Source organism: Micrococcus sp. HMSC067E09 (assembly GCF_001812555.1).
GTDB classification, from domain to species: domain Bacteria; phylum Actinomycetota; class Actinomycetes; order Actinomycetales; family Micrococcaceae; genus Micrococcus; species Micrococcus lylae.
On record NZ_KV809443.1, the window covers coordinates 69,594 to 95,682 of the forward strand.

The 26,089-nt window shown below is 72.2% G+C and carries 17 protein-coding genes and 1 pseudogene; 5 read left to right on the forward strand and 13 right to left on the reverse strand.

Annotation, left to right across the window (positions count from 1 at the left end; all coding sequences use genetic code 11):
* Window positions 1-52: 52 nt before the first annotated feature.
* The 7 genes from HMPREF2863_RS07230 to HMPREF2863_RS07260 all read right to left on the reverse strand — a co-directional run bounded on the left by HMPREF2863_RS07230 (window position 53) and on the right by HMPREF2863_RS07260 (window position 8,931).
* Window positions 53-1,057: a shikimate dehydrogenase family protein gene (locus HMPREF2863_RS07230; RefSeq protein WP_070639086.1), complete on the reverse strand. Its 1,005-nt coding sequence runs from the start codon at window positions 1,055-1,057 to the stop codon at window positions 53-55.
* A 72-nt stretch (window positions 1,058-1,129) separates the two neighbouring features.
* Window positions 1,130-2,680, reverse strand: coding sequence for an endolytic transglycosylase MltG (gene mltG / locus HMPREF2863_RS07235; RefSeq protein ID WP_070639088.1), 1,551 nt, complete (start codon window positions 2,678-2,680; stop codon window positions 1,130-1,132).
* A complete protein-coding gene (ruvX, locus tag HMPREF2863_RS07240) occupies window positions 2,677-3,210 on the reverse strand; it encodes a Holliday junction resolvase RuvX (RefSeq protein ID WP_070639090.1) in 534 nt (177 codons plus the stop codon). The genes mltG and ruvX overlap by 4 nt, the downstream gene beginning before the upstream one ends.
* Window positions 3,207-5,918: an alanine--tRNA ligase gene (alaS, locus tag HMPREF2863_RS07245; RefSeq protein WP_070639092.1), complete on the reverse strand. Its 2,712-nt coding sequence runs from the start codon at window positions 5,916-5,918 to the stop codon at window positions 3,207-3,209. Before alaS ends, ruvX begins: the two co-directional genes overlap by 4 nt.
* A complete protein-coding gene (locus HMPREF2863_RS07250; protein ID WP_070639094.1) occupies window positions 5,915-6,334 on the reverse strand; it encodes a hypothetical protein in 420 nt (139 codons plus the stop codon). The genes alaS and HMPREF2863_RS07250 overlap by 4 nt, the downstream gene beginning before the upstream one ends.
* Before the next feature lie 238 nt (window positions 6,335-6,572).
* Window positions 6,573-7,199 carry a 30S ribosomal protein S4 gene (rpsD, locus tag HMPREF2863_RS07255; RefSeq protein WP_067189454.1) on the reverse strand — a complete coding sequence of 209 codons (627 nt, stop codon included), beginning with the start codon at window positions 7,197-7,199 and terminating at the stop codon, window positions 6,573-6,575.
* A 286-nt stretch (window positions 7,200-7,485) separates the two neighbouring features.
* Window positions 7,486-8,931, reverse strand: a complete 1,446-nt coding sequence (locus HMPREF2863_RS07260) for a replication-associated recombination protein A (RefSeq protein ID WP_070639096.1) — start codon at window positions 8,929-8,931, stop codon at window positions 7,486-7,488.
* Between the two features lie 348 nt (window positions 8,932-9,279).
* Between HMPREF2863_RS07260 and HMPREF2863_RS07265 the strand changes: the two genes are divergently transcribed.
* Both HMPREF2863_RS07265 and dtd read left to right on the forward strand, forming a co-directional pair.
* Window positions 9,280-11,052, forward strand: coding sequence for a choice-of-anchor I family protein (locus tag HMPREF2863_RS07265; RefSeq protein WP_070639098.1), 1,773 nt, complete (start codon window positions 9,280-9,282; stop codon window positions 11,050-11,052).
* A gap of 316 nt (window positions 11,053-11,368) precedes the next feature.
* Window positions 11,369-11,821, forward strand: a complete 453-nt coding sequence (gene dtd, locus HMPREF2863_RS07270; protein ID WP_070639100.1) for a D-aminoacyl-tRNA deacylase — start codon at window positions 11,369-11,371, stop codon at window positions 11,819-11,821.
* A 153-nt stretch (window positions 11,822-11,974) separates the two neighbouring features.
* On the opposite strand, the gene aspS is transcribed toward dtd, so the two are convergent.
* Entirely contained in the window at window positions 11,975-13,813 is a 1,839-nt protein-coding gene (gene aspS / locus HMPREF2863_RS07275; RefSeq protein ID WP_070639157.1) for an aspartate--tRNA ligase, read from the reverse strand.
* Between the two features lie 147 nt (window positions 13,814-13,960).
* Between aspS and HMPREF2863_RS07280 the strand changes: the two genes are divergently transcribed.
* The gene (locus HMPREF2863_RS07280; protein ID WP_070639102.1) at window positions 13,961-15,241 is read left to right on the forward strand and encodes an APC family permease; all 1,281 of its coding nucleotides are present in this window, start codon (window positions 13,961-13,963) and stop codon (window positions 15,239-15,241) included.
* Window positions 15,242-16,164: 923 nt separating this feature from the next.
* On the opposite strand, the pseudogene hisS reads toward HMPREF2863_RS07280, so the two are convergent.
* Window positions 16,165-17,514, reverse strand: a pseudogene (gene hisS / locus HMPREF2863_RS07285) (histidine--tRNA ligase); the annotation flags it as partial.
* A 313-nt stretch (window positions 17,515-17,827) separates the two neighbouring features.
* Here hisS and HMPREF2863_RS07290 point away from each other — a divergent pair.
* Window positions 17,828-19,363, forward strand: coding sequence for a DUF349 domain-containing protein (locus tag HMPREF2863_RS07290; RefSeq protein WP_070639104.1), 1,536 nt, complete (start codon window positions 17,828-17,830; stop codon window positions 19,361-19,363).
* A 124-nt stretch (window positions 19,364-19,487) separates the two neighbouring features.
* Window positions 19,488-20,144: a hypothetical protein gene (locus HMPREF2863_RS07295; protein WP_246828853.1), complete on the forward strand. Its 657-nt coding sequence runs from the start codon at window positions 19,488-19,490 to the stop codon at window positions 20,142-20,144.
* Between the two features lie 12 nt (window positions 20,145-20,156).
* On the opposite strand, the gene HMPREF2863_RS07300 is transcribed toward HMPREF2863_RS07295, so the two are convergent.
* The 4 genes from HMPREF2863_RS07300 to yajC form a co-directional block, all read right to left on the reverse strand.
* Entirely contained in the window at window positions 20,157-22,457 is a 2,301-nt protein-coding gene (locus HMPREF2863_RS07300) for a RelA/SpoT family protein (RefSeq protein WP_083315297.1), read from the reverse strand.
* Window positions 22,458-22,605: 148 nt separating this feature from the next.
* Window positions 22,606-23,646: a protein translocase subunit SecF gene (gene secF, locus HMPREF2863_RS07305; protein WP_067189443.1), complete on the reverse strand. Its 1,041-nt coding sequence runs from the start codon at window positions 23,644-23,646 to the stop codon at window positions 22,606-22,608.
* Window positions 23,643-25,442, reverse strand: a complete 1,800-nt coding sequence (secD, locus tag HMPREF2863_RS07310) for a protein translocase subunit SecD (RefSeq protein ID WP_070639106.1) — start codon at window positions 25,440-25,442, stop codon at window positions 23,643-23,645. The genes secF and secD overlap by 4 nt, the downstream gene beginning before the upstream one ends.
* A 64-nt stretch (window positions 25,443-25,506) precedes the next feature.
* Window positions 25,507-26,004, reverse strand: coding sequence for a preprotein translocase subunit YajC (gene yajC, locus HMPREF2863_RS12185; protein WP_067189440.1), 498 nt, complete (start codon window positions 26,002-26,004; stop codon window positions 25,507-25,509).
* Window positions 26,005-26,089 lie beyond the last annotated feature (85 nt).

Consider the following 26,089-nt stretch of genomic DNA (forward strand, 5'->3'; position numbering starts at 1 on the left):
GGGCCGACTCCGACTCCCGGTTCGGCACGCCTGGAGCAGTGGCACGCCCGGATCAGTGGCGCGGTGGCAGGCCGACGGCCCGTGCCATCACGTCCGTCACCTCGGCCCAGTCTGCCCGTTCCACGCGTTCGCGCAGGGCAGCCTCGGCTCCCTGGGCCACCGCTGCCGCGGCGAACAGGCGCACCTGCTCGACTGCCTGGTAGAGCAGCATCTCCACGCCGGACACCACCGCGCCTCCGGCGTCCTGCCAGGCGCCGGCGATCGCCGAGGGCCACGGGTCGTAGGCCGCGTCCAGCAGGGGCGGCAGCCCGACGTCGCCGCGGACCGTCCCGTCCGCCGCTGCCGGGACATGACCGTCACGATGGGCCGAGGCCACCTGCTCGGCCAGGGGGTCGGCGGCCCTCGGCGGCAGCGTGCACACCACGGCGGCCAGGCCCGGCGCGGCCGCGGCCAGCTCGTCCAGGCCGCGCACCTGTGCCTGCATCCCGCACTCCCGCGCCAGCGCCACCAGCGGCGCGGCACGCTCGGCGCTGCGGACGAACAGGTCGATCCGGCCGGCCTTCAGCACGGAGGCGGCCAGCACGGCGGCCGAGGCCGTTCCGCCGTTGCCGACGATGCCGACCGTCTCTGCGCCGGTCAGCGGGCGCAGGCCGGCGAAGCGCAGGGCGCCCACGATCCCCTCGACGTCCGTGTTGTGGGCCCAGGGGCCCACCTCGTCGGCCTGGTGCGCGGCTCCGCTCCCCCTGTCGGTATCGCCGAGGCCGTGGTGCCGGTGCTCCGGATGCCCCCACACCAGCGTGTTCGCCGCGCCGAGCAGCTGCACGCGCGCCGACCGGCTCGTCGCGGCGGCGGCCGCGGCCTGCTTGTGCGGCATGGTCACGGACAGGCCGACGTACCCGTCACGGCAGGCGGCCAGGAAGCCGTCGAGCTCCTCCGGCGCCAGGTTCTGCCGCCCGTAGTCGATCGGCAGGCCCAGGTGGGCGTAGGCGGCACGGTGCAGCTGTGGGGACAGCGAGTGGTCGATCGGCCTGCCTATCACGGCGGCGTGGCGGTGCATGGCGTCCTCTCCCCCAAGCGCCTGCGGTCCTGTCCCCGTCGGTCGGAGGCGGGCCGGGGCGCGTCGGGCCGATCAGCAGATGTCCGGGTTCTCGCGGCAGTAGGCCCGGTACTCGTCCTGGTACTTCTGGTGTTCGGCGTAGGTCTTGGCGAACTTGGTCTCGCCCGTGGAGATGTCCACGGTGACCCAGTAGTAGTAGTCGTTCTCCTTCGGCTTCGACGCCGCGTCGATGGCCTTCAGGGACGGGGCACCGATCGGGCCCGGGGGCAGGCCCTCGTGCACGTAGGTGTTGTACTCGTTGGACTTGTCGCGGCGCTCGGCGGAGGAGAACTGCAGGCGCCGCTCGCCCAGGCCGTAGATGACGGTCGCGTCGATCTGCAGCAGACCGTCGGTCTCGCGGTTGTCCGGCTTCAGACGGTTCTCGATGATGCCGGCCACCATGGGGTAGTCGTCCGGGAGCGCCTCGGCCTCCACGATCGAGGCGATCGTGACGGTGCGGAACTGCTCGTCCGGGTCCGTGACCCCCATCTTCTCCAGCTCCGCAAAGGTCGGGTCGATCAGCGCGCGGACCATGTCCTCGGCGGAGTCCTTCAGCGGCAGGCGGTACTCGCCCGAGGCCAGGTAGCCCTCGACCGTCGTCGCCTGCTCGGGCAGCCCGTACTTCTGGGGGTCGGAGACGGCCTCGGCGAACTCGGCGCGGTCATGGGGCGTCGCGGCGGCCAGGGAGTCGAGGACCTCCGGCAGGCGCTCGCCCCGGTTGACCGCCACGTAGGCGACGGCCCCGCGGCCGGCGCCCTGGAGCGACTCCACCGCGTCCTCGGCGGTCATCTGCTCCTGCATGTCGTACTCGCCCGGCTGGATGTGCTTGCCCGGGGACATCTCGGCGGCTTGTCTGAACGCCTCGGCCGAGGCCACGATCCCGGCCTCCTCGAGGCGCCGGCCGATGAGGATCGCGCCTTCGCCGTCGTTGACGGTGAAGGTGACTGTGTCCCCGCTGGTGCGCGGGTAGTCTGCGGCGTCGCCGGGCAGCAGGCCGCCGATGACACGGGAGAGGATCGAGCCGATCACCAGGACCAGCACGCCGATGACGATGATGCCTCGTAGCCGGCGCCGCCGGCGCAGACGTCGTCGTTCGGCGGCCACGGGGTCCTCTTCCGTCTCACCCTGCGCGTCCTCGCGATCGTCCCGGGCCCCGAGCAGGGACCAGCCGGCGTCGTCCGGGTCCACCTCGCGCGGCTCCTCGCCGGGGGCATACAGCTCCTCGTCACGACGACGGCCCGCACCTGAGGTGCGCCGGTCGCCGGAGCCGGCGGCAGGGGCGCCGTCGGAGTCGTCCGTCGGCCCGGGCGAGACGCCCTGCCCGGCAGGGCGGCCGTCGTCGGGAGGGCCGGAGGCGCCGGCGGACGCGGCAGCGTCCTGACCGGCCTGACCGGCGGCATGGTCTTCCGGCGGCGACGCGGGACCGTCCGGGTGCACGGGGGCGGCCTCCGTGCTGCGAGCCGGCTCGCCCGGCAGGCGAAAGGTGTCGACCAGGTCGTCGTCCGGGACGCTCGACGGCAGGCTCTCGAACGGACCCTGATGCGGGTCGGCCTCCGGGGGCGTCTCGTCTCCGGGGCGGGTCACTGGGTCTCCTTCTGGATGACGTCGTCGACGGGGTCGCCGGCCCACGCGCCGGTCCGACGCTGCGTGTCCACGGCAGCCTGCAGGATGGCCACGGCCGCGGCCTGGTCGATCACCTCACGGCTGTCCTTGACAGAGCGTCCCGAGGCCTGCAGCCCGCGCTGCGCCGTCACTGTGGACATGCGCTCGTCCACGAGGCGGACGACGGCGCCCGAGCCGGCCTCGGCCAAGGCCTCGGCGAGCCGGGACGCGTAGGCCACGGCGTCCTCGGTGGACGGGGTCCACTGCCCCTGCAGGTTCAGCGGCAGACCGACGTAGACGGCCACCGCCTCCGCCTCGAGGGCCTCCTGCACGGCCAGCCGCACGTCCGAGCCCTTCCTCGCGTCGCGCCGCAGGGTGCGCAGCGGGGTGGCGATCAGCCCGTCCGGGTCCGCGGAGGCCAGGCCGACGCGGGCGCGCCCGACGTCGACACCGAGGGTGCGCCCTCGGCGCACGGCGTCGGTGCCGATGTCCGGCTGCTGCTCGGCCCTCACGCGGAGCGGACCGCCTCGGCCACGGCCCGCAGGGCCTCGTCCACCTTGGCGGCGTCCTGACCGCCGCCCTGGGCGACGTCGTCCTTGCCGCCGCCTCCGCCGCCGAGCACGCCGGTGGCGACCTTGACCATGGCACCGGCCTTCAGGCCCGCCGCGCGGGCGGCCTCGTTGGTGGCGGCCACGATGAGCGGACGTCCCTTGGCCTCGGCGGTCATGGCGACGAGCACCGGGGTGCCCGCGGCGTTGCCGGCGGCGGACTCCAGTCGCGTGCGCAGGTCCAGCACGAGCGAGCGCAGCTGGCCGCCGTCCACGGCACCGGCGTGGTGGGCGAGCACCGTGACGGCAGTGCCGCCGGCGGTGGTCACCTCCTGCGCCTCGGCCACGAGCCGGCCGGCCTCGGCCTGCAGCTGCGCGGCCTTGAGCTCGGCGACCTGCCGCTCGGCGGCCTTGAGCTTCTCCATGGTCGCGCCGATGCGGTCCTTGAGCTGGTCGGCCGGAGCCTTGAACATCTCGGACAGGTCCGAGACGAGGGTGCGCTCGGCGGCCAGGTGTCGGAACGCGTCCAGACCCACGAGGGCCTCCACGCGGCGGTTGCCCGAGCCCACGGACTGCTCGCCGAGCAGGGTCAGGGCGCCGATCTCCGCGGTGCGGTTCACGTGGGTGCCGCCGCAGAGCTCACGGGAGAAGTCGCCGTTGATCTCGACCACGCGGACGCGGTCGCCGTACTTCTCGCCGAACAGGGACAGGGCGCCCATGGCCTTGGCCTCGTCCAGGGACATCTCCTTGGTCAGGACGGTGTGGTTGTCCCGGATGGCGACGTTGGCGAGGTCCTCGATCTCCGAGCGGGCCATCGGGGAGACGGCCTCCGACCAGCGGAAGTCGAAGCGCAGGTACCCCTCCTTGTTGAAGGAGCCGGACTGCGTGGCCTCCCTGCCGAGGATCTCGTGCAGGGCGGCGTGCACGATGTGCGTGCCGGTGTGCGCCTTCTCGGCGTCCAGGCGGCGCTGCACGTCGATGGATCCGAGGGCGGCGGCCCCGGCGGAGACCTCGCCATGCCTGACGCGGACGCGATGCACGGACAGGCCCTTCACCGGGGCCTGGACGTCCAGGACGTCCAGCTCGAAGCCGTCGCCGGTGATGACGCCGCGGTCCGCGGCCTGGCCGCCGGCCTCCGCGTAGAACGGGGTGGCGTCGAGCACCAGGTCCAGCTCCTGGCCGGCGGAGGCGGACTGCACGGAGGCGCCGTCCGCGATCAGGCCGCGGATGACAGACTCGGTGGCGAACTCGGTGTACCCGGTGAAGTGCGTCTGTCCCTCCCCGCGCAGCTGCTGGTACACCTCGGTGTCCGCATGGCCGGACTTCTTGGACTTGGCGTCCGCACGGGCGCGGTCGCGCTGCTGTTGCATGAGCGCCCGGAAGCCGGCCTCGTCCACCTCGACGCCGGCCTCAGCGGCCATCTCGAGGGTCAGCTCGATCGGGAAGCCGTAGGTGTCGTGCAGTTCGAAGGCGTCCCTGCCGGCCAGACCGTGCCCCTCGGACTTCGCGGTGGAGACCGCGGCGTCCAGGCGCGCAGTGCCGGCGGCGATGGTGCGGGAGAAGGTCTTCTCCTCGTTGAACGCCACGCGGCGGATGCGGTCCCACTGCTCGGCGACCACCGGGTAGGTGCCGGCCATCGCGTCACGGGAGACGGGCAGCAGCTCCGGCAGCACCGGGTCCGTCACCCCCATCAGGCGCATGGCGCGGATGACGCGGCGGATCAGCCGGCGCAGCACGTAGCCGCGGCCCTCGTTGCCCGGGGTGACACCGTCCGAGATGAGCATCAGCGAGGAGCGCACGTGGTCGGCGATCATGCGCAGGCGCACGTCGTCGTCGTAGTGCGGGTCCTTCGGGTCCTCGGTGGAGGTGTACTCCACGCCGGCCAGCTCGGCGGCGCGGTCCAGGACCGGGCGCACCTGGTCCGTCTCGTACATGTTCTCCACGCCCTGCAGGAGCATGGCGAGGCGCTCGAGGCCGAGGCCGGTGTCGATGTTCTTGTGCTGCAGCTCGCCGGCGATGTCGAAGTCGTCCTTGGAGCGGACCGCGGAGAGGCGGTACTGCATGAACACGAGGTTCCAGATCTCCAGGTAGCGGGTGTCGTCCGCCGCCGGGCCTCCCTCGACGCCGTACTCGGGGCCGCGGTCAAAGTAGATCTCGGAGCACGGGCCGCCCGGGCCGGGCTGGCCGGTGTTCCAGTAGTTGTCCTCCTCGCCCATGCGCTGGATGCGCTCGGGCGGCAGCCCCACCACGTCCTGCCAGATCTGCGCGGCCTCGTCGTCGTCGTTGTAGACGGTCACCCACAGACGGTCCGGGTCCAGGCCGTAGCCGCCCTCCTCCTGCGGGGTGGTGAGCAGCTCCCAGGCCATCGGGATGGCCTTCTCCTTGAAGTAGTCGCCGAAGGAGAAGTTGCCGCACATCTGGAAGAAGGTCCCGTGGCGGACGGTCTTGCCGACCTCCTCGATGTCCGCGGTGCGGATGCACTTCTGGACGGACACGGCGCGCTCGTACGGCGGCGTCTGCTCGCCCAGGAAATAGGGGATGAAGGGCACCATGCCGGCCACCGTGAACAGCAGGGACGGGTCCGGGGACACCAGGGAGGAGGACGGGACCACGGTGTGGCCCTTCTTCTCGAAGAAGTCCAGCCAGCGCTGGGCGATGTCCTGGGTCTTCATGCGGTGTGCTCCTCGGAGGTGGTCTGCGGGGTCGTGGTGGTCTCGTGCCCGGTCGCGGCGCCCTGCGCGGCGGCGGATCCGGCGGCGCCCTGCCCGGGGGCGCCGGTGCCCGCGGCGGACGGGGCGTCCACGGTCTCGCCGCTGATGGTCTGGCGGCCCTGGGTGCCGAGGCGGTCGGAGACGGTCCTCCAGGCGGGGACCTCCTCGCGCAGCTGGGCGGCGAAGCCACGGACGCCCTCGGCGAGCAGGGTGGCGGTGGCGGCCCCGGCGTTGCGGCCGAGAGTGGACGGATGGAGGGTGGTGCGCAGCGTCTCCTCGGCCTTGACGGCCGCGGCGTCGCGGCCCCTGCCCAGGGCCATGTGGCCGATCCAGCCTGCGGCGGCACCGGCGCCGAGCATCAGCACCTGCTTGATCATCGCTGCCCACCTTCTGCCCCGCTGCACGGGCGCTCGTCGATCTGGGACACGGTCCTGGACGACTTTACCGCCGGTCAGCGGCAGAACGCCGCAGAATCCCCGGGCCTGGCCCCGAGATTCCGCACACAGCGGACGGGCCCGGACACGCCGGAGGCCCGGCCCCTCGACGAGGGGCCGGGCCTGCCGGAGACGCGTGACGTCGTCGTGAAGCCGCCGAGGCGGCCTGCCGGGGACGGGATCAGCGCGCGTAGTACTCGACCACAAGCTGCTCTTCGCAGGTCACCGGGACCTCGGAGCGCTTGGGGCGGCGGGACAGGGTGGCGCGCAGCTTGTCGATCTCCACCGTCAGGTAGCCCGGGGTGGCCGGCAGGACCTGCTGGTGGGCGCCGGCGGCGGCGACCTGGAAGGGCTCGAACTTGGCGGAGCGCTCGTGCACCTCGATGACCTGGCCCTCCTTCACACGGAAGGACGGGATGTCGACGCGCTTGCCGTTCACGGTGATGTGGCGGTGCACGACGAACTGGCGGGCCTGCTGGATGGTGCGGGCGAAGCCGGCGCGCAGCACCAGGGCGTCCAGGCGCATCTCGAGCAGCTCGACCAGGTTCTCACCGGTCAGGCCCTCGGTGCGCTTGGCCTCCTCGAAGTAGCGACGCATCTGGGCCTCGCGGATGTTGTACTGGGCGCGCAGGCGCTGCTTCTCCTTCAGGCGCACCGCGTAGTCGGAGTCCGCCCGGCGACGGGCGCGGCCGTGCTGACCGGGGCCGTACGGACGGCGCTCCATGTACTTCTCGGCCTTCGGGGTCAGGGCGATGCCCAGGGCGCGGGAGTGCCGCACGGTGCGGCGGGTGCGCAGGTTGCCACTCATGGGTGGTCCTCACTTTCCTTGACGTGCGATGCCGTTCGGGTTTGTCTCCGCGCCGCCGTCAAGCGCCCGGACACGGCGTGGCCGTGCGGGGTCGAGAACGGTGCGGAACCTGGCCTCCGGTCGATCCGTCGGAGGGCTGAGGGGCGCATCGCGGGCCCGTCGTCACCACGGCGCCGCGCTCCCCCACGCAGCCGTGCCGGGCACACAGGTGCCCGTTCTCAGCGGGGTGAGGGGGATCGTCCGGGACGCGACGCCTGCCAGACGGTGGACCACTCTACCAGGTGTCTCAGCCGGCGCCGCGGAGGATGCGGCGCAGCGCGGCCACCTGCTCGGCCAGGCGCTTCTCGTGGCCGATCGGCTTGGGGGCGTAGTAGTCCTTCCCCACGAGCGGGTCCGGGGCGTACTGCTGGCGGGCGACGGCGTGCGGCTCGTCGTGCGAGTACACGTAGCCCTTGCCGTGGCCGAGGGCGGCGGCGCCCGGATAGTGGGCGTCGCGCAGGTGCGGCGGGACCTGGCCGGTGCCGCCGGCGCGCACGTCCGCGATGGCGGCGTTCACCGCGTTGTAGCTGGCGTTGGACTTCGGCGCGGTCGCCAGGTGGGTGACGGCCTGGCCGAGGACGATCCTCCCCTCCGGCATGCCGATCAGCTGCACGGCCTGCGCGGCGGCCACCGCGGTCTGCAGCGCGGTGGGGTCGGCCATGCCCACGTCCTCGGAGGCGGAGATGATCAGGCGCCGGGCGATGAACCGCGGGTCCTCCCCCGCCTCCAGCATCCGGGCGAGGTAGTGCATGGCGGCGTCCACGTCCGAGCCGCGGATGGACTTGATGAACGCAGAGATGACGTCGTAGTGCTGGTCTCCGTCCTTGTCGTAGCGCTGGACGGCGCGGTCCATGGCCTGTGCGGCGTCGGCCTCGGTGACGGTGATGCCCTCCTCGTCCTCGTCGAGGCCTTCCTGCTCCACGCGGTCCAGGGCGACGCCGGCGGCGGCCTCCAGGACGGTCAGGGAACGGCGGGCGTCCCCGCCCGCCATCCGAACCAGGTAGTCGCGGGCGGCGTCCGAGAGGACCACCACGCCGTTGAGGCCGCGCTCGTCCTCCACAGCACGGGCGAGCAGCCCCTCGATGTGCGCGTCCTGCAGCGGACGCAGGGTGAGCAGCAGGGAGCGGGACAGCAGCGGGGCGATCACCGAGAAGCTCGGGTTCTCCGTGGTGGCCGCCACGAGCACCACCCAGCGGTTCTCCACCCCCGGCAGCAGCGCGTCCTGCTGAGCCTTGGTGAAGCGGTGGATCTCGTCCAGGAACAGCACGGTGGTGCGCCCGTAGAGGTCACGCTCCTCGCGGGCGCGGTCCATCACCTGGCGGACGTCCTTCACACCGGCGGAGATGGCGGACAGCTCCACGAACCTCCGGCCCTCGCCGCGGGCGATCACGTGCGCGATGGTCGTCTTGCCGATGCCTGGCGGCCCGTACAGGACGATCGAGCTGGGCCCCGCAGCACCCGTGTAGCCCTCACCCGAGGAAGCGGCGAGCTTGCGCAGCGGGGCACCAGGGCGCAGCAGGTGGTCCTGGCCGAGGATCTCGTCCACCGACCTCGGACGCATGCGCACCGCCAGCGGCGCGGCCGAGGAGCGCACGGACGCCTCGGCTTGGCGGGACACGCCCGGGGCCCGGCGGTCGCCGGAGGGCGAGCCGCCGTCGTCGGGGTCCTGGGCGGAGGTGAAGAGGTCGTTCATGGCCCCACCAGCCTAGGGCTTCGGCCGGACACGGTGGACGGGCGGGGCGCGGTGCGCACCGGCAGTCCGTGCAGGCGCCCGCATCCGCCGCCGCACTGCACCCGCGCAGGGGCGGGGACGATCCTGCGCGACGGGGCCTGCTTCCCAGCGGCGGCGGTGCCCGTTCCAGCCGACCGTCGTCCTGACGGCCGCCGTCCCGACGACGGCCGTTCCGCTCCCCGTGCCGGCCGCGTCACACAGCGCTCACCCTGGGTTCACCCGGGGCATGTCAGGTGGACGGGCCCCCGCCGATGCCCGGGCGCTGCGCTGCGCCCGACGGCCGAACCGACGAAGGAAGTCTCCCCGCCCATGCGCCCCCTGCACCGCACCGTCGCCGCCGCGGCCGCGACCGCCCTGACCGCCACGGCCCTGTCCGCCGCGGTCCTCGCCCCCGCCACCACCGCCGCCCCGGCCCCGCACTCGGCCGCCGCGCAGAAGGGCCACCACGCGGGCAACCACGGCAAGGGCCACGGCCAGAAGGCCAACCCCTCCGGCAAGACCGTGGAGCTGTCCCCGGCCGGCACCCACGAGACCGGCGTGTTCGACGCCTCGGCCTCCGAGATCCCGGCCTTCGACGCCTCGACCGACCGCCTCTTCGTGGTCAACGCGGAGAACGGCGCCGTGGACGTGCTTGACGTGGACGACGCCGCCGCCCCGACCTACTCCTCCACCCTCGAGATGGCCGGCGTGGCCGCCGCGGACGGCTCGGTGATCCCGGCCGGCTCCACCGTGAACTCGGTGGCCGTGCACGGCGGCATCATGGCCGTCTCGGTCGAGGCCCCGGAGAAGACCGACCTCGGCTGGGTCGCCTTCTTCCAGACCTCCACCCTGGCCCCGCTCGGCGCCGTCCGCGTGGGCGCCCTCCCGGACTCCGTGGCCTTCTCCGGCGGCTACGCCGTGGTGGCCAACGAGGGCGAGCCGGCCGACGACTTCTCCGTGGACCCGGAGGGCTCGATCTCCGTGATCAGCGTCCCGAGGAACGCGCAGCAGTTCTCCCGCCTGTCCCAGGACTCGGTGCGCACCGTGGACTTCCGCGCCTTCGACGAGGGCACCGCGCTGCCGGAGGGCGTCCGCGTGTTCGGCCCGGACGTGCAGACCCCGGCCGGTCAGCCGGACGCCGGGTACATCGCCCGCAACCTCGAGCCGGAGTACGTGACCATCGACCCGACCGGCCGCACCGCCTACGTCTCCGTGCAGGAGGCCAACGCCGTGGCGGCCGTGGACCTGAAGTCGGCCTCCCTGAAGGACTTCTGGGCCCTGCAGCTCACCGACTGGTCCACCGAGGGGAAGTTCGACGCCTCCAACCGGGACTCCGGCATCGAGCTGCGTCACTGGCCGGTGCTCGGGGTCCCCATGCCGGACGGCATCGACGTCTACCGCCACCGCGGCCAGGACCTGATCCTCACCGCCAACGAGGGAGACTCCCGCGAGTGGGGCGACTACGTGGACACCGAGCGCGTGAAGGACCTGACCCTCTGCGAGGCCGAGTACCCGAATGCTGCCGAACTGCAGAAGAACGAGAACCTCGGCCGCCTCAACGTGCTCACCGACCTCGGCTGGGACGCCGAGCGCGAGTGCATCGCCCAGCTGCACACCCTGGGCGGCCGCGGCTTCTCCGTCTACACCGCGGACGGGGAGCGCCTCTTCGACTCCGCCGGCCTGGTGGAGCAGACCATCGCGGACCTGATCGCCGCCGGTGAGCTGCCGGCCGAGGCGTTCAACGCCAACAACGACGAGACCCCGTCCTTCGACAGCCGCTCCGACGACAAGGGTCCGGAGCCGGAGTCCGTGGTGGTCGGCAAGGTCCAGGGCCGCACCTACGCCTTCCTGGGACTGGAGCGCATCGGCGGCGTGATGGTCTTCGACATCACCGACCCGACCGCCGCGACCTTCGTGGACTACGTCAACGAGCGCAACTGGGACGCAGAGGAGGGCGACGAGGCGAACTACGGCGACATGGGCGCCGAGGGCCTCGAGTTCGTCCCCGCCTCCGAGTCCCCGTCCGGTGTGGCCCTGCTGATCGTGGCCAACGAGGTCTCCGGCTCCACCACCGTCTACGAGGTGAATCCCACCCGGAAGTGAGCCGGCCGCGGACGTCGGCTGTGTGCCACGGGTCGGAATCGACGTCCTGACGGGCCGGATTCCGACGCACCGCACACAGACGGTCGGTCATAGCACGGCCGCGCCGCACCCATCCCGACGACGGAGCGCACCTGACGCTGTCAGGTGCGCTCCGTCGTCGTGCGTCCTCTGGGGGACGTGCCGGAGACGGGGCGTGCGTCTTCTGCGGGGGCATGCCGAGGGCGGGGCGGGCGTCCTCTGCTGGGGCTCACCGGGGACGGGGCGGGCGTCCTCTGCTGGGGCTCGCCGGGTGACGGGGCGTGCGAGCATGGTGCCCATGCGAGCCGTATGCCAGAGAGCCGATTCCGCGTCCGTGACCGTCGCCGGAGAGGTGGTGGGACGGTTCGAGGGCGAGGGCCTGGTGGTCCTGCTGGGCGTGAGCGTGGAGGACACCGAGGCTGAGGCCGTGCAGGTGGCGCAGAAGGTGGCCGGGCTGCGGATGCTCGAGGACGAGCGGTCCCTGCTCACCGCCGTGGCCCCGGCGCTGGTGATCAGCCAGTTCACCCTCTACGGGGACGTGCGTAGGGGCCGCCGACCGACCTGGACCCGCTCGGCCAAGGGCGACCGGGCGCAGCCGCTCTACGAGCGGTTCATGGCCGAGCTCGAGTCCGCCGGCGTGCGCGTGGAGCGCGGCGTGTTCGGCGCCCAGATGGAGGTGACGCTGACCAACTCCGGCCCGTTCACGCTGATCGTGGACTCGGACGAGCTCAAGAGCCCGCGCCGGGGCTGAAGGAACAGCCGCGGACGTGGACAACCCCGACCGTGAACGGTCGTGGCCACCCTCAGGACGATTCCTCGTCTGAGAGCGGCCACGTCCACGCAGGGTCCCCCACGGGCCCCGCTCAGCCGTCAGGCCCGCTCAGCCGTCAGGCCCGGTCCGAGATCAGGGCTTCGCCTCGCCCTTCGCGGCCTCCTTCTGCTCGGCGGCGGCCCTCTTGTCCTCCGGCTTGGCGTCCACGCCGGCCTCCTTGCGCTGCTGCGCGGTGATCGGGGCCGGGGCCGCGGTCAGCGGGTCGTAGCCGCCGCCGGTCTTCGGGAACGCGATGACCTCGCGGATCGAGTCGGTGCCGGCCAGCAGGGCCACCACCCGGTCCCAGCCGAACGCGATGCCGCCGTGCGGCGGGGCGCCGAACTTGAAGCCCTCCAGCAGGAAGCCGAACTTCTCCTCCGCGTCCTCCTGGGACAGCCCCATGACCTCGAAGACACGCTTCTGCACGTCCTGGTCGTGGATGCGGATGGAGCCGCCGCCGATCTCGTTGCCGTTGCAGACGATGTCGTAGGCGTACGCCAGGGCGGAGCCCGGGTCGGTGTCGAAGGTGTCCATGAACTCGGGCTTCGGCGAGGTGAACGCGTGGTGCACGGCGGTCCACGCGCCGGAGCCGACGGCCACGTCGCCGGAGGCCTCCGCCTCCGCCGCAGGCTCGAACATCGGGGCGTCCACGACCCACACGAAGGACCAGTCGGCCTCGTGCACCGGAACCTCCGGGCCGGCGTCCTTGAACAGGCCGCAGCGACGGCCGATCTCCACGCGGGCGGCGCCGAGCAGCGCGCGGGACTCCTTCGGCCTGCCGGCGGCGAAGAAGATGCAGTCGCCCGGGTTCGCACCGGTGGCGGCGGCCAGACCGGCCTTCTCCTCCTCGGTGATGTTCTTGGAGACCGGGCCGGTGAGGGTGCCGTCCTCCTGGATGAGCACGTAGGCCAGGCCCTTGGCCCCGCGCTGCTTGGCCCACTCCTGCCAGGCGTCCAGGGTGCGGCGCGCCTGGGAGGCGCCGCCGGGCATCACGACGGCGCCGACGTACTCGTTCTGGAACACGCGGAAGGGGGTGTCCTTGAAGTACTCGGTCAGGTCGGTCAGCTCGAGGCCGAAGCGCAGGTCCGGCTTGTCCGAGCCGTACTTGGTCATGGCCTCGTCGTAGGTCATGCGGCGGATCGGCAGGTCGACGTCCACGCCGACCTTCGCCCACAGCGCCTGCACGATCTTCTCGCCCAGGGTGATGATGTCGTCCTGCTCCACGAAGGAGGCCTCGATGTCCAGCTGGGTGAACTCCGGCTGACGGTCCGCGCGGAAGTCCTCGTCGCGGTAGCAGCGGGCCAGCTGGTAGTACTTCTCGATGCCGCCCACCTGGAGCAGCTGCTTGAACAGCTGCGGGGACTGCGGCAGGGCGTACCAGGAGCCCGGGGCCAGGCGGGCCGGGACCAGGAAGTCGCGGGCACCCTCCGGGGTGGAGCGGGTGAGGGTCGGGGTCTCGACCTCGAGGAACCCCTCGGAGTGCAGCAGCTCGCGGGCGATGCGATTGGCCTCGGAGCGCAGGGCCATGATCTTGGCCGGCTGCGGACGGCGCAGGTCCAGGTAGCGGTGGCGCAGGCGGGTCTCCTCGCCGACCTCCACGTGCTCGTCCACCTGGAACGGGAGGGCGGCGGCACGGTTGAGGACCGTCAGCTCGTCCACGATCAGCTCGATCTCGCCGGAGGGCAGGTTCGGGTTCTCGTTGCCCTCGGGGCGACGCTCGACGACGCCGGTGACCTTCAGGACCCACTCGTTGCGCAGCGGGTCGAAGTCCGCCTCATCGCGGACGACGATCTGGGCGAAGCCGGAGCGGTCGCGCAGGTCCACGAAGGCCACGCCGCCGTGGTCCCGGCGGCGGGCCACCCAGCCGGTGACGGTGACGGTCTGGCCGATGAGCGAGGCATTCAGCTCGCCGAGGGTGTGGGTGCGAAGCACGGGTTCCTCCTCGTCCGGGGTCGCCGGACGTCGTCGCGGGTTCATGGGGGTGCCACACCGCTGTGGTAGTCATGCAGGACAGGGGTGTGACCGCCCAGAGTCTACCGGCACCCCCTCCACCGACCGCACCCGAGGAAGAGGACGGCCGTGTCCGGCACCCTGCAGCGCACCCTGACCCTGCCCCAGGCGACCGTGATCGGCGTCGGTTCGATGGTGGGCGCCGGCGCGTTCACGGCGCTCGGCCTGGCCGCCGCGCTGACCGGCGGCCACGCCGGTGCCCTGTACCTGGCGCTGGGCCTGGCGGCCGTCGTGGCGACGTGCAACGCCCTGTCCACCGCCCAGCTGGCCACCGTGCATCCGGCCTCCGGCGGGACCTACGTGTACGGCCGCGAGCAGCTCGGCCCGTGGCCGGGCTTCCTGGCCGGCTGGGGGTTCGTCACCGGCAAGACCGCGTCCGTGGCCGCCATGGCGGCCACCGTGGGCCTCTATGTCTTTCCCGACGACGGCCTGCTCGCCCGGGTCGTGGGCGTCGCCGCCGTCGTGGTGCTCACCGTGGTGGCCGTGCTGGGCGCGACCCGCACCGCCCAGGTCACGGTGGCGATCCTCATCCCCGTCCTGGCAGTCCTGGCCCTGGCCGTGGTGGCAGGGCTGGCCCTCGGGGACCGGGGCGGGGACGCCGACGGCGCGGAGGCGCTCGGGGATCCGTCCGCGCTGGGGGTGCTCATGGCGGCGGGCCTGCTGTTCTTCTCCTTCGCCGGCTACGCGCGCGTCGCCACGATGGGCGAGGAGGTCATCGACCCACGCCGCACCATCCCGCGCGCCGTGCTGGGCGCCCTGGCGTTCACGGTGGTGCTCTACGTGCTGCTGGCCGCAGGCCTGCTCGGCGCCCTCGGCGGGACCGGGCTGGCGCTGTCCCAGGCCCCGGTGCGCGCCGGGCTCGAGGCCACGCTCGGCACCGGATGGGGCTGGGTGGCCCTGGTGGCGGCCGCCCTGGCGTGCGTGGGCGCCATGCTGAACCTGCTCACCGGCATCTCGCGCACCGCCCTGGCCATGGCCCGGGAGGGCGACCTGCCGCGCCCGCTGGCGACGGTCGGCGGCCCGGCGCAGACCCCTTGGGTGGGCCAGACGGTGGTGGCGGTCTTCGTCATCGTGCTGCTGCTGGCCACGGACATCCTCACCGTGGTGGGCTTCAGCTCCTTCGGCGTGCTCGTCTACTACGCCGTGACGAACCTCTCCGCCCTGACCCTGAGCGGCGACCGCCCGCTGCGGGTCCCGCGCGCCGTGAACGTCCTGGGCCTGGTGCTCTGCCTGGTGCTGGCGTTCACCCTGCCGCCGACGTCCGTGCTGGCGATGCTCGGCGTGTTCCTGATCGGCGCCGGCGGCCGCTCCTTCGCCCGCGCCAAGGGCGACTACAGCACCGGGCGCTGAGCGCTGGACGCAAAGGCCACGGAGTCCTGGGCCCGCACAGCGTCGGCTGCTCATCTGACGGCCGTGTCCGGCACCCACGCAGGCCATGGACCGGTCGTCTGCTGCAGCTGCGCGAGCGCCTCGACGAGGGCGAGCAGCATCTCCCCGGCGTCGGAGGCCGCGTCCGGCATGAGCGCGGGATGGGTGTGCCAGACGACGCTGCCGGACTCCGGGATCGTGGCGTGGGCGAGGACCCGACTGTCGTCGTCGATGCCGTTGTAGACGGCCCAGAAGGTGGAGTCCGTCTCCCCCAGACGCTCGTCGACCACGCGGTCGAGGGACAGTTCGAACCAGTACGATGCCGTCGATTCGGGCCGGACGACCTGGAACCCCCATGACCGGCCCGGGGTCAGCGGCCGGCACCGTATCCGAGCGGTCTCGGCCCCCGTGCCGGCGCGCTGCACCACGTACTCACCGGCCGGAGCGTCATCGGGATCGGGGCCGCACCAGCGCACCGAGTAGCGAGTGCCGGGCTGCCCGGGGACCGTTGCCGCTGGGAAGTGCTCTGCCGCGACCCGGGCCAGGGCGTCGTGGACGAGCGCGCCCTCGGGCGAGCGCTCGGCAGTGACGTCGAAGACCGCCTCCCGCTCGTCGATCCGGAAGGCGCCGACGACGGTCGACTCGCCGAGCAGACCCCGGCGCACCGCAGCGATCCTCACCCAGGGGTCCCCGGCAGGGGCCTGCCCGGCCGTCACCTCCCAGTGGAGGGGAAGGCCAGGCTGATGACTCACCAGCTCCGCCAGGTGGGCCTGGATCTCTTCTGCCGGGGGCAGCCCTTCCGAGGACGGCGAGCTCTCCCCGTCATCAGACGACGTCGTCATTGAGGCTGGTACCACGTCGTGTCTCCCACTGCTCCACGGACGGGGCCCGGCTGAGCCTGCGGTCACCTGCGGGACCAGGTCCTCGGCCGGAGGCATCCACGTCTGCGGGTCGGCGGACACCTGCTCGCCGGAGCGGATGTCCTTGACCTCATGGCCGGACTCCCCCGCCCCCAGGAACCAGACATACGGGATGCCGCGGCGATCCGCGTACTTGATCTGCTTGCCGAACTTCTCGGCGGTGACGGCCACCTCGGCGGCGATGCCGCGCTCGCGCAGCACGCCGGCCACGTCCTGGGCGGCCGACCAGTCCTCGTCCGCGGTCAGGGCCACGTAGACCGCGGTGGGAACGGCCCGGGAGGCGACGGCCATGTCCTGGGAGAGCATGCGCATCACCAGCCGGGTGACGCCGATGGACAGGCCGACGCCAGGGAACGTCCGGTTCCCCTTGGAGGCCAGGGCGTCGTAGCGGCCGCCGGAGCAGATGGAGCCGAGCTGCTCATGGCCCACCAGGACCGTCTCGTACACGGTGCCGGTGTAGTAGTCGAGGCCGCGGGCGATGGAGAGGTCGGCGACGGCCCGGCCCGGGGCGCGGCGGTGCATCGTGCCGATGACCTCCGCCAGCTCGGTGAGCCCCTCCTCCATCAGGTCGTCCTGCACACCGAGGGCGCGGACCTGCTCCACGAAGGAGGTGTCCTCGGTGCGGATGGCGGCCAGGGCCAGGGCCTGCTCTGCCTGCTCGGCGGAGGCCCCGACCTCCTCCTGCAGCAGGCGGGCGACCTCCTCGGGGCCGACCTTCTCGAGCTTGTCGATGCTGCGCAGCACGCCGGCGGTGTCCGTCAGGCCGATGCCGCGGTAGAAGCCCTCGGCGAGCTTGCGGTTGTTGATGCGGATGAGGAAGTCGCCGATCGGCAGGGCGCCGAGCGCCTCGGCCATCACGAGGGCGACATCCACGTCATAGCGCGGGGACAGCTGCCCGTCACCGACGATGTCGATGTCCGCCTGGGTGAACTCGCGCGCGCGGCCCTCCTGCGGCCGCTCGCCGCGCCAGACCTTCTGCATCTGGTGCCGCCGGAACGGGAAGGCGAGGTGGCCGGCGTTCTCCACCACGTAGCGGGCGAAGGGCACGGTGAGGTCGAAGTGCAGGGCCAGGCGCTTGGGGTCGTCCGGGGACGTCGCCGGGCGCCGGCCCTCGGCGACCTCCTGGTCCTCGGCCAGCCGGGAGACGGCGTAGACCTCCTTGTCCACTTCGCCCTTGCGCAGCAGCTGGCCCAGGGTCTCCACGGCGCGGGTCTCGATCCCGGCGAACCCGTGCAGCTCGAAGGTCCGACGCAGCGTGTCCAGCACATGCTGCTCGACGACGCGCTCAGCGGGGAGCCACTCGGGGAAGCCGGACAGGGAGGACTTGCGGGCCATGGGGTTCCTTCGTCTCGGATCGGGCCGTCGTGCGGACGGGACTGACCCGCCCAGTCTAGGCGGCGGCCCTGCTGCGGTGCGGCCGGTGCGGCGGCGGTCCGGGACGTGGCCCTCCCCCGGCGGGGTGCCCGGGAGCACGCGTGACCAGGGGCGCGACGACGGCCGCCGGGTTCGTCCACCGCCTCGCCCACGCATGTGGCCGGGGTTGCCGGGCGCTTCTGTGCTTTCGCGGCTAGGCTTGCCCTGTTCGTGTCCATCCCGACCCGCCCGCGCACGTCAGCGCGAACGGGCCCGTCCAGGGAGAGTTCCAGCGGTGACCACTGAGAATCAGAAGTCCGACGACCAGCAGCCGACCGCCGACGCCGCCGAGGCGCAGGTCGAGAGCGTGCCGACCACCGACGCCGCGCAGGCACCGGCCGGGCAGGCACCGGCCGGGCACCAGGCTGAGCCCGCGGCCCCGGAGGTCGAGAAGACCGAGGCGAAGCCGGCTGCTCCTTCCCCGGCCGCCATGAAGCCGGGCAGGCCGGCCACCCCAGCCGCAGCCGCCCCGGCGACAGCCAAGCCCGCCGCCCCGGCCCCGACCGTCGAGCCGACCGATCCGGCCACGGCCGCGCAGTTCGCCCGCGTGACCGAGGACGGCCACGTGGTGCTGCTGGACGGCCAGGAGGAGCACACCGTCGGCCAGGTCCCCGACGCGACCGCAGAGGAGGCCGTGGCCTACTTCGTGCGCAAGTACGACGACGTCCGCGCACAGATGGCGCTGTTCGAGCAGCGCATCGCCGCCGGCGCACCGTCCTCGGAGCTCCAGAAGGCCCTCAACCAGATGAAGGCCACCGTGCAGGAGCGCCAGATGGTGGGCGACATCAACGCGCTGCGCACCCGTCTGGCGGCTCTGGAGACCTTGCTGGGCGACTACCGCGCCGCCGAGGCCGAGGCCCGTCAGGCCGCCCAGGCCGAGCAGCTCGCCGCCCGCGAGGCGATCGTCGCCGAGGCCGAGGAGTTCGCCGCCACCCCGGCCGAGCGCATGCCGTGGAAGAAGGCCTCCAAGCGCATGGCCGAGCTCTTCGACGAGTGGAAGGCCGCCCAGAAGACCGGCCCGCGCCTGTCGAAGTCGGTCGAGGACGGCCTCTGGAAGCGCTTCCGGGGCGCCCGCACCCAGTTCGACAAGACCCGCCGGGCGCACTTCTCCCGTCTGGACGCCCGGTCCGCGGAGGCGAAGCAGGTCAAGGAGCGCCTCATCGCCCGCGCCGAGGAGCTCTCCTCCTCCACAGACTGGGGCGTGACCACCGGCAAGTACCGCGACCTGATGAGCGAGTGGAAGGCCGCACCGCGTGCCTCCCGCAAGGAGGACGACGCCCTCTGGGCCCGCTTCCGTGCCGCACAGGACGTGTTCTTCACTGCCCGCAACGAGGCCAACGCCGAGATCGACCGCGAATACGGCGCCAACCTCAAGGTCAAGGAGCAGATCCTGGCCGACGGCAGGAAGCTCCTGCCCTTCACGGACGTCAAGGCCGGCCGTGCTGCGCTCAACGAGCTGCGCGGCCGCTGGGAGGAGGCCGGTCGAGTGCCGCGCGGTGACGTGCGCCGCATGGAGGCCGGCTTCCGCGAGCTGGAGGACGCCCTCAAGCAGGCCGAGAACGAGCACTGGCGCCGCACCGACCCGGAGACCAAGGCCCGCACGAACTCCGCGCTGACCCAGCTGGAGGAGACCATCGCCGGCCTCGAGGCCGAGCTGGAGGAGGCCAAGGCCGCCGGCGATGAGAAGAAGATCGCCCAGGCCCAGGAGGCGCTCGACGCCCGCCTGCAGTGGAAGAAGGCGTTGGAGGCCTCCGCCGCCGACCTGGCCTGAGCCTGTCCCGCCGCGGACGACGCGGCCTGCGCCCGACGGGCGGTCCGGCATTCGGCCGGGCCTCCCGTCTGCGTTGTCCACACCCCGGCGGCAGCGGGCGCGCACCTGGCGCAGGATGGACGCCATGAGATCCTCCGCCGCCGACGCGCCCGTCCCCATCACCGCAGCAGTGCCCGGCCCGATCCCGGCCCCGCCCACCGACCGGACGGTGACGACCGAGGTCTGGGCGGCCGGTCCGGACTTCGCGGACGCGGAGCTGCAGACGCTGGTCTCGGCCGGGGCCCTGCACCACCTGCTGGGCCGGGTCTACGCTCCGGCGGACCGCCCGGTGGACCCCCGCATGCGCGCGGACGCGGTCTGGCTCGTGGCCGGGCCGCTGCTGACGGCAGGGTGGACGGCCATGGGGCTGACGGCGGCGTGGCTGCACGCAGGAGGCCCGCTGCCGCGCACGCTACACATCGCCGTAGCCCATTACCACCGGCCTCCGCCGGCACGGGACCACGGGCCCGGGTGGACGTTCACGCAGGCGGACGTGGCCGCCGTCGGAGGGTCTGCCGCGCCAGCCGAGGCGGACGTCGTGCTCCTCGGCCCGGTGCGCGTGACCACGGTGGGGCGCACCGTGGAGGACCTGCTGCTGGCCGACGGCTCCCAGGAGGGCCGGGCGGCGGCGCGGCTGATCGCCCGGTTCGGGGCGGAGGGACTCGTCGAACGGCTGGCGCCGCCGCGGCGCAGGCCCGGCATCGTCCGGGCCCGCCGGCGCCTGGCCGAGCTGCTGTCCTGACCGGCGCAGCCGTCAGGTGCGGCGCACGTCGAAGACGCCGTCGATCCGCTTGACCGCGTTGACCACGTGGTTGAGGTACATCGGGTCGCCCATCTCGAAGACGAACCGGCTCATGGCCACCCGGTCCCGCGTGGTGTTCACGGACGCGGACAGGATGTTCACGTGGTTCTCCGCGAGCACACGGGTCACGTCCGAGAGCAGCGAGGTGCGGTCCAGCGCCTCCACCTGGATCTCCACCAGGTACACGGCGTTGCGCGTGGGGGCCCAGGCGACGTCCACGCGGCGCTCGGGCTCCTGCTCGAGCAGGGTGTCCACGTTGTTGCAGTCGCTGCGGTGCACGGACACGCCGGAGCCGCGGGTGACGAAGCCGCAGATCTCATCCGGCGGCACCGGATTGCAGCAGCGTGCCAGCTTCGTCATCATCCCCGCGTTCCCCTGGACCAGCACGCCGGTCGCGCCGCCGTCCGAGGACGGTGGACGCTTCACGGGACGCTTGACGATCTCCTCGAGCTCGATCTCCCCCAGCGCGGTCTCGGAGGACGGCGCCGTCGGCGACTCCTCTGGTGGGGCCAGCTTCGCCTGGACCTTCTCCACCACGTTCTGTGCGGAGAGGTGGCCGTCGGCGATCTGCGCGAACAGGGCGTCCAGGTCGTTCAGGCCGTGCTCGGCCGCCACGGCGGGAAGCTCCTCGCCGCCGAGGACCTTCTGGACAGCCAGGTTCTCGCGGCGCAGCTGACGGGTCAGGGACTGCCTGCCGCGCTCGATCTGCTCATCGCGGCGCTGTGTGGCGAACCAGTGGCGGATCTTGGACTTGGCGCGCGGGGAGACGGTGAAGCCGAGCCAGTCGTGGCTGGGGCCGGCGTTCTCGGCCTTGGAGGTGAACACCTCCACGGTGTCGCCGTGCTGGAGCTGGGAGGACAGCGGGACCAGCTTGCCGTTCACGCGGGCACCGATGGTCCGGTGGCCCACGTCGGTGTGCACGGAGTAGGCGAAGTCCACGGGGGTCGCGCCGGCGGGAAGGGAGCGGATCTCTCCCTTGGGTGTGAAGACGTAGACCTCGTCCGCGTCGATCTCCGTGCGCAGTGAGTGCAGGAACTCGTCCGGGTCCCGGGTGTCCTTCTGCCAGTCCATCACCGAGCGCAGCCACTGCGGCGTGGACGAGCTCGCGGTCCCGGCGGCCGCGTTGGCCTTGTACATCCAGTGCGCGGCCACGCCGTACTCGGCCTGGCGGTGCATGTCGAAGGTGCGGATCTGGATCTCCACAGCACGTCCGCCCGGTCCCATCACGGAGGTGTGCAGGGACTGGTACATGTTGAGCTTCGGCATCGCGATGTAGTCCTTGAACCGACCCGGCAGGGGGCTCCACTGCGCGTGGAGGACGCCGAGCGCGCCGTAGCAGTCCTTCACCGAGTCCACGAGCACGCGGATCCCGGTGAGGTCGTAGATGTCGTCGAACTCCTTCCCGCGCACGATCATCTTCTGGTAGATCGAGTAGTAGTGCTTGGGGCGGCCGGTGACGGTGGCCTTGATGCGGTTGTCCCGCAGCCGGGCGCTGATCTCCTCGCGCAGGCGCTCGATGTGCTTCTCGCGCTCGGGGTTGCGCTCGCCCACCAGGCGGACGATCTCCGCGTAGACCTTCGGCTTCAGCGCGGCGAAGGACAGGTCCTCCAGCTCCCACTTGACCGTGTTCATGCCGAGCCGGTGGGCCAGCGGCGCGTAGATGTCCAGGGTCTCCTGGGCCTTCTTGGCGGAGGAGGCCGGGGACACGTAGCGCCAGGTGCGCGCGTTGTGGAGCCGGTCGGCGAGCTTGATGAGCAGGACGTTCACGTCCTGGGCCATGGCGATGACCATCTTGCGGACGGTCTCGGCCTGCGCGGCGGCTCCGTAGGTGACCTTGTCCAGCTTGGTCACGCCGTCCACCAGCACGGCGACCTCGTCGCCGAAGTCCTTGCGCAGCTGCTCGAGCGAGTAGTCCGTGTCCTCCACGGTGTCGTGCAGCAGGGCGGCGTAGATCGTGGGCCCGGACAGGCCTAGCTCGGCGAGGATCGTCGCCACGGCCACCGGGTGGGTGATGTAGGGGTCCCCGGAGCGGCGCATCTGGCCCTCGTGGCAGCGTTCGGCCACGGTGTAGGCGCGGATGACCTCCTTGAAGTCCGTCCGCGGGGAGCGCGTGCGCAGGGTGCGCATCAGCGGCTCGAGGATGGGCGAGTACTCGGTGGCGTGCCGGCCGGTGAGACGTGCCATGCGGCCACGGGGACGGGGCGACTTCTCGGGGCGGCGAGCGTCGGCGTCGGACACGGAGGGCGGGGTCATGGCTGCGTGTCTCCTCCCCGGGACGTGGGGTGTCCCGTCTCGACGCGAACGGCGGCGCGATAGCGGGGAGTCTACCTCCCCGCGCTCGCGCCGCCGTGCGGCGTGTGCGTGTGTCCGGCGGACGTGCGGCCTGCCGTGTGGTCCCAGGTCAGGCCCTGGCGGCCGGCTCGGTCCCGTCGACGCCCTCGGTCGCGCCCTCCGGGGCACGGCCCGAGGACTCGCGACGGGCCAGGACGGCGCCGTCGTGATCGGTGACGTCCCCGTCTCCGCGGCGCAGCAGGGCGTAGAGCGGTGCCTGGATGAACAGGGTCGCCATGGTGCCGACGATGATGCCGACGAAGATGGCCAGGGCGATGTCGGAGAGGGTGCCCGCACCGAGCAGACCCGCGCCGATGAACAGGATGGAGCCCACCGGCAGGATGCCCACCACGGAGGTGGTGATCGAGCGGACCAGCGTCTGGTTCACGGCGAGGTTCACGTTCTCCGCGAAGGTCCGGTCGGCGTCCTCGTGGACCGTCTGGGTGTTCTCGCGGATCTTGTCGAACACCACCACGGTGTCGTAGAGGGCGTAGGACAAGATGGTCAGGAAGCCGATGACGGCGGACGGGGTGACCTCGAAGCCGGTGGCGCCGTAGATGCCGGCGGTCAGTGCCACCACGTAGAGCATGCCGATCACCGCGGCCAGCGACATCTTCCAGGTGCGGAAGTACAGCGCCATGAACAGGGTCACCAGGACCACGAAGATCACCAGGCCGATCAGGGCCTGCTGCGAGACGGCGGCACCCCAGGTGGGGCCCACGAAGTTCGAGGTCACGTGGTCCGCGGTCACGCCGTAGGCGTCCTGGAGGTTCTGGGCGACCTGCAGGGTCTGGGCGTCGTCCATGCGCTCGGTCTGCACGCGCATGGTGCCCGGGGCGATGTTCGTGACCGTGGCGATGCCGTCGGCGGCGACGTCCCGCACGGCCTGCTCGCCCGCGGCGACGTCCGTGTTCTGAACGGAGGAGACCACGAACTCGGAGCCGCCGCGGAACTCGATGCCGAGGTTGAAGCCTCCGCGCATCAGGGTCAGGCCGCCGGCGACCAGGAGCAGGATCGCCGCGGCGGCGAACCAGGTCTTCCAGCGCTGGACGAACGGGTAGGACTTGTGTCCGGTGTAGAGGGCGTTGCCCCACTGAGCGAAGCGGTTCACTGGCCGTCCTCCTGGGTGCGCTGGGACGTGGTGGTGGTGCCGGCGGCCGGCGAGGCGGCCTCGCGCTCGGCGCGACGGCGTTCGGCGATGGTCTGGCGGCGGGCCGCCTCCCCGCGCGAGCGGCGGCGACGCCGCTCGGCACCGCCGGAGGCCCCCTGTGCCGTCTGATCGCTCGGCGGGGTCTTGAACTCACGCACGCGCCCGGCACCCTTGTACAGCGGCTCACGGCCGAGCAGGGACGGGTCGAGGCCGGACATGCGGTGGCCTCCGCCGATGAAGCGGGTCTGGGACAGCAGCACCATCATGGGGTGTGTGAACCAGAAGACCACGATGAGGTCGGCGATCGCGGTGAGGCCGAGGGTGAAGGCGAACCCGCGGACGTTGCCGACCGCCACGAAGTACAGCACCGCAGCGGCGAGCAGGTTCACGGCCTTCGAGGCCCAGATGGTGCGGGAGGCGCGCTTCCAGCCCTCGCGGACAGCGGCGTCGATCGCGCTGCCGGCGCGCAGCTCGTCCTTGATGCGCTCGAAGTACACGATGAACGAGTCGGCGGTGAGGCCGATCGCCACGATCAGGCCTGCGATGCCGGCCAGGGACAGGCGGTAGTTGTCCGACCAGCCCAGCAGCGAGATCGCGAGCCACGTGATGACGCCGGCCACGATGATCGAGGCGAAGGTCAGCAGACCGAGGACGCGGTACTGGAAGAACTGGTAGGCGGCCACCAGCAGCAGGCCGATGAGTCCCGCGACGAGGCCCCAGAACAGCTGGTCCTGGCCGAGGGTCGCGGAGATCTGCTGCTCGGACTCGATGGTGAAGCTGATCGGCAGGGCACCGTAGGACAGCTGCTCGGCGAGTTCGGCAGTGGTGACCTCGTTGAAGCCCGGGCCGGAGATCTGGGCCTGGCCGTTGGGGATGACGGCCTGGGACTGCGGGGCGGAGAGGACGGTGCCGTCCAGGATGATGGCGAACTGCTTGCGCGGGTCGCCCTCCGGGTACGGGGTGAGCTTCTGGGTGACCTCGCGGAACTTCTCGGTGCCCTCGCTGTTGAAGGAGAGGTTGACGACCCACTGGTTGGTGGAGACGCCCGTGGAGGTGTTCGCCATGCCGTTGGTGGCGTCGGCGATGTCGGTGCCCGGGATCACCTGGGGGCCGACGATGTACTTGGCGCTCTGCCCGGTGCCCTCGGCGATCTGCTCCTCGGTGGCGGTCTGGCACACCACGGCCGCCTTGTCCGTAGGCAGCGGCTCGGCACCCGGGTCGCGCGGGACGGTGCAGTCGGTCTTCTGGAACTCGTCCAGCAGGTCCGGGGTCAGCCAGTTCGGGTCGTAGGCGTCCTTCGGCTCGCCCTCCGGCTTCGGGAAGTCGTCCTTCGGGGTGCGCTGGTCCTCGGCGACCGGCTCGGCGGGACCGGACTGCAGCACCGCGCGGAACTCCATGTCCGCGGAGGCCTGGATGAGGCGGCGGGTCTGCTCGTCCGGGGTGCCCGGCATCGCCACCACGACGTTCTCGGCGCCCTGGGTGGCGACCTCGGCCTCGGCGACGCCGGAGCCGTCCACGCGGGCGCGGATGATCTCCACGGCCTGGTCGAGCTGCTCAGGGGTGACGCGCTGGCCGCCTGCGGTCTCGGGTGCGAGCACCATCTGGGTGCCGCCCTCGAGGTCGAGGGCCAGGCGCGGGGCCCAGGTGGCCTGATGGGTGGCCACACCGATGCCGAGCACGACGGCCATGAGGGCGATGAGCGCGCCGAGCCACGTCAGGGTGCGACGTGCCGCGCTCGCGGGGGTCTTCGATGCCATGGGCGTTCAGGCTCTCCACAGATCGAGCGACCCGGCCGGGGCGGCCGGGTCGCGGACGGACAGGTCAGGGACGCTCGTCGTGGCGGGGCTGGTCCTCGCCGTTGAGCTGGATGCGGTGGCGGTCCACGTCCTCGTCGGCGGGGGCCTGCGGCTCGCCGTACTCGGCGCCCTGCTCGGCCCGGTCCTGGTCGTCCGGGGCGACGGCGCCCGAGGTGCCCGAGGAGGCGACCGAGTCCGGCTCCACGATCTGGGCGACGGCCTGCAGGTGGACGTCCATGTGGGTGCCCGGGGCGACCTCGATGGTCACGCGCTGGGAATCCTGGTTCACGGCGACGACGTGGCCGAAGATGCCGGAGCCGGTCATGACCTCGACGCCCGGGGTCAGCTCCGTGCGCATCTTGGTCTGCGCCTGCTGGGCCTTGCGGGCCTTGCGGAAGGAGAAGAAGAGCAGCAGCGCCATGACGCCGAACATGAGCAGGAGGAACATGCTTCCGCCGCCGCCCTCGGCCTGCTGGCCGAGCACGATGGGCATGTCTGCGATGGACAGGGCGAGGGTGGTCACGAGAGACACTCTCCGTCGTCGTCGGGGATGAGGACGTGCGCAGGCACACCCGTCCGGGGTGTGGGGGTGCGCACAGTGCAGACCA

Bases quoted from the DNA above. Each gene is read 5' to 3' on its own strand.
- dtd (WP_070639100.1), top strand. From the start codon at position 11,369: ATGCGAGCCGTATGCCAGAGAGCCGATTCCGCGTCCGTGACCGTCGCC.
- alaS (WP_070639092.1), bottom strand. From the start codon at position 5,918: ATGAAGACCCAGGACATCGCCCAGCGCTGGCTGGACTTCTTCGAGAAG.
- HMPREF2863_RS07265 (WP_070639098.1), top strand. From the start codon at position 9,280: ATGCGCCCCCTGCACCGCACCGTCGCCGCCGCGGCCGCGACCGCCCTG.
- HMPREF2863_RS07250 (WP_070639094.1), bottom strand. From the start codon at position 6,334: ATGATCAAGCAGGTGCTGATGCTCGGCGCCGGTGCCGCCGCAGGCTGG.
- HMPREF2863_RS07300 (WP_083315297.1), bottom strand. From the start codon at position 22,457: ATGACCCCGCCCTCCGTGTCCGACGCCGACGCTCGCCGCCCCGAGAAG.
- HMPREF2863_RS07260 (WP_070639096.1), bottom strand. From the start codon at position 8,931: ATGAACGACCTCTTCACCTCCGCCCAGGACCCCGACGACGGCGGCTCG.
- HMPREF2863_RS07230 (WP_070639086.1), bottom strand. From the start codon at position 1,057: ATGCACCGCCACGCCGCCGTGATAGGCAGGCCGATCGACCACTCGCTG.
- HMPREF2863_RS07295 (WP_246828853.1), top strand. From the start codon at position 19,488: ATGAGATCCTCCGCCGCCGACGCGCCCGTCCCCATCACCGCAGCAGTG.
- secD (WP_070639106.1), bottom strand. From the start codon at position 25,442: ATGGCATCGAAGACCCCCGCGAGCGCGGCACGTCGCACCCTGACGTGG.
- rpsD (WP_067189454.1), bottom strand. From the start codon at position 7,199: ATGAGTGGCAACCTGCGCACCCGCCGCACCGTGCGGCACTCCCGCGCC.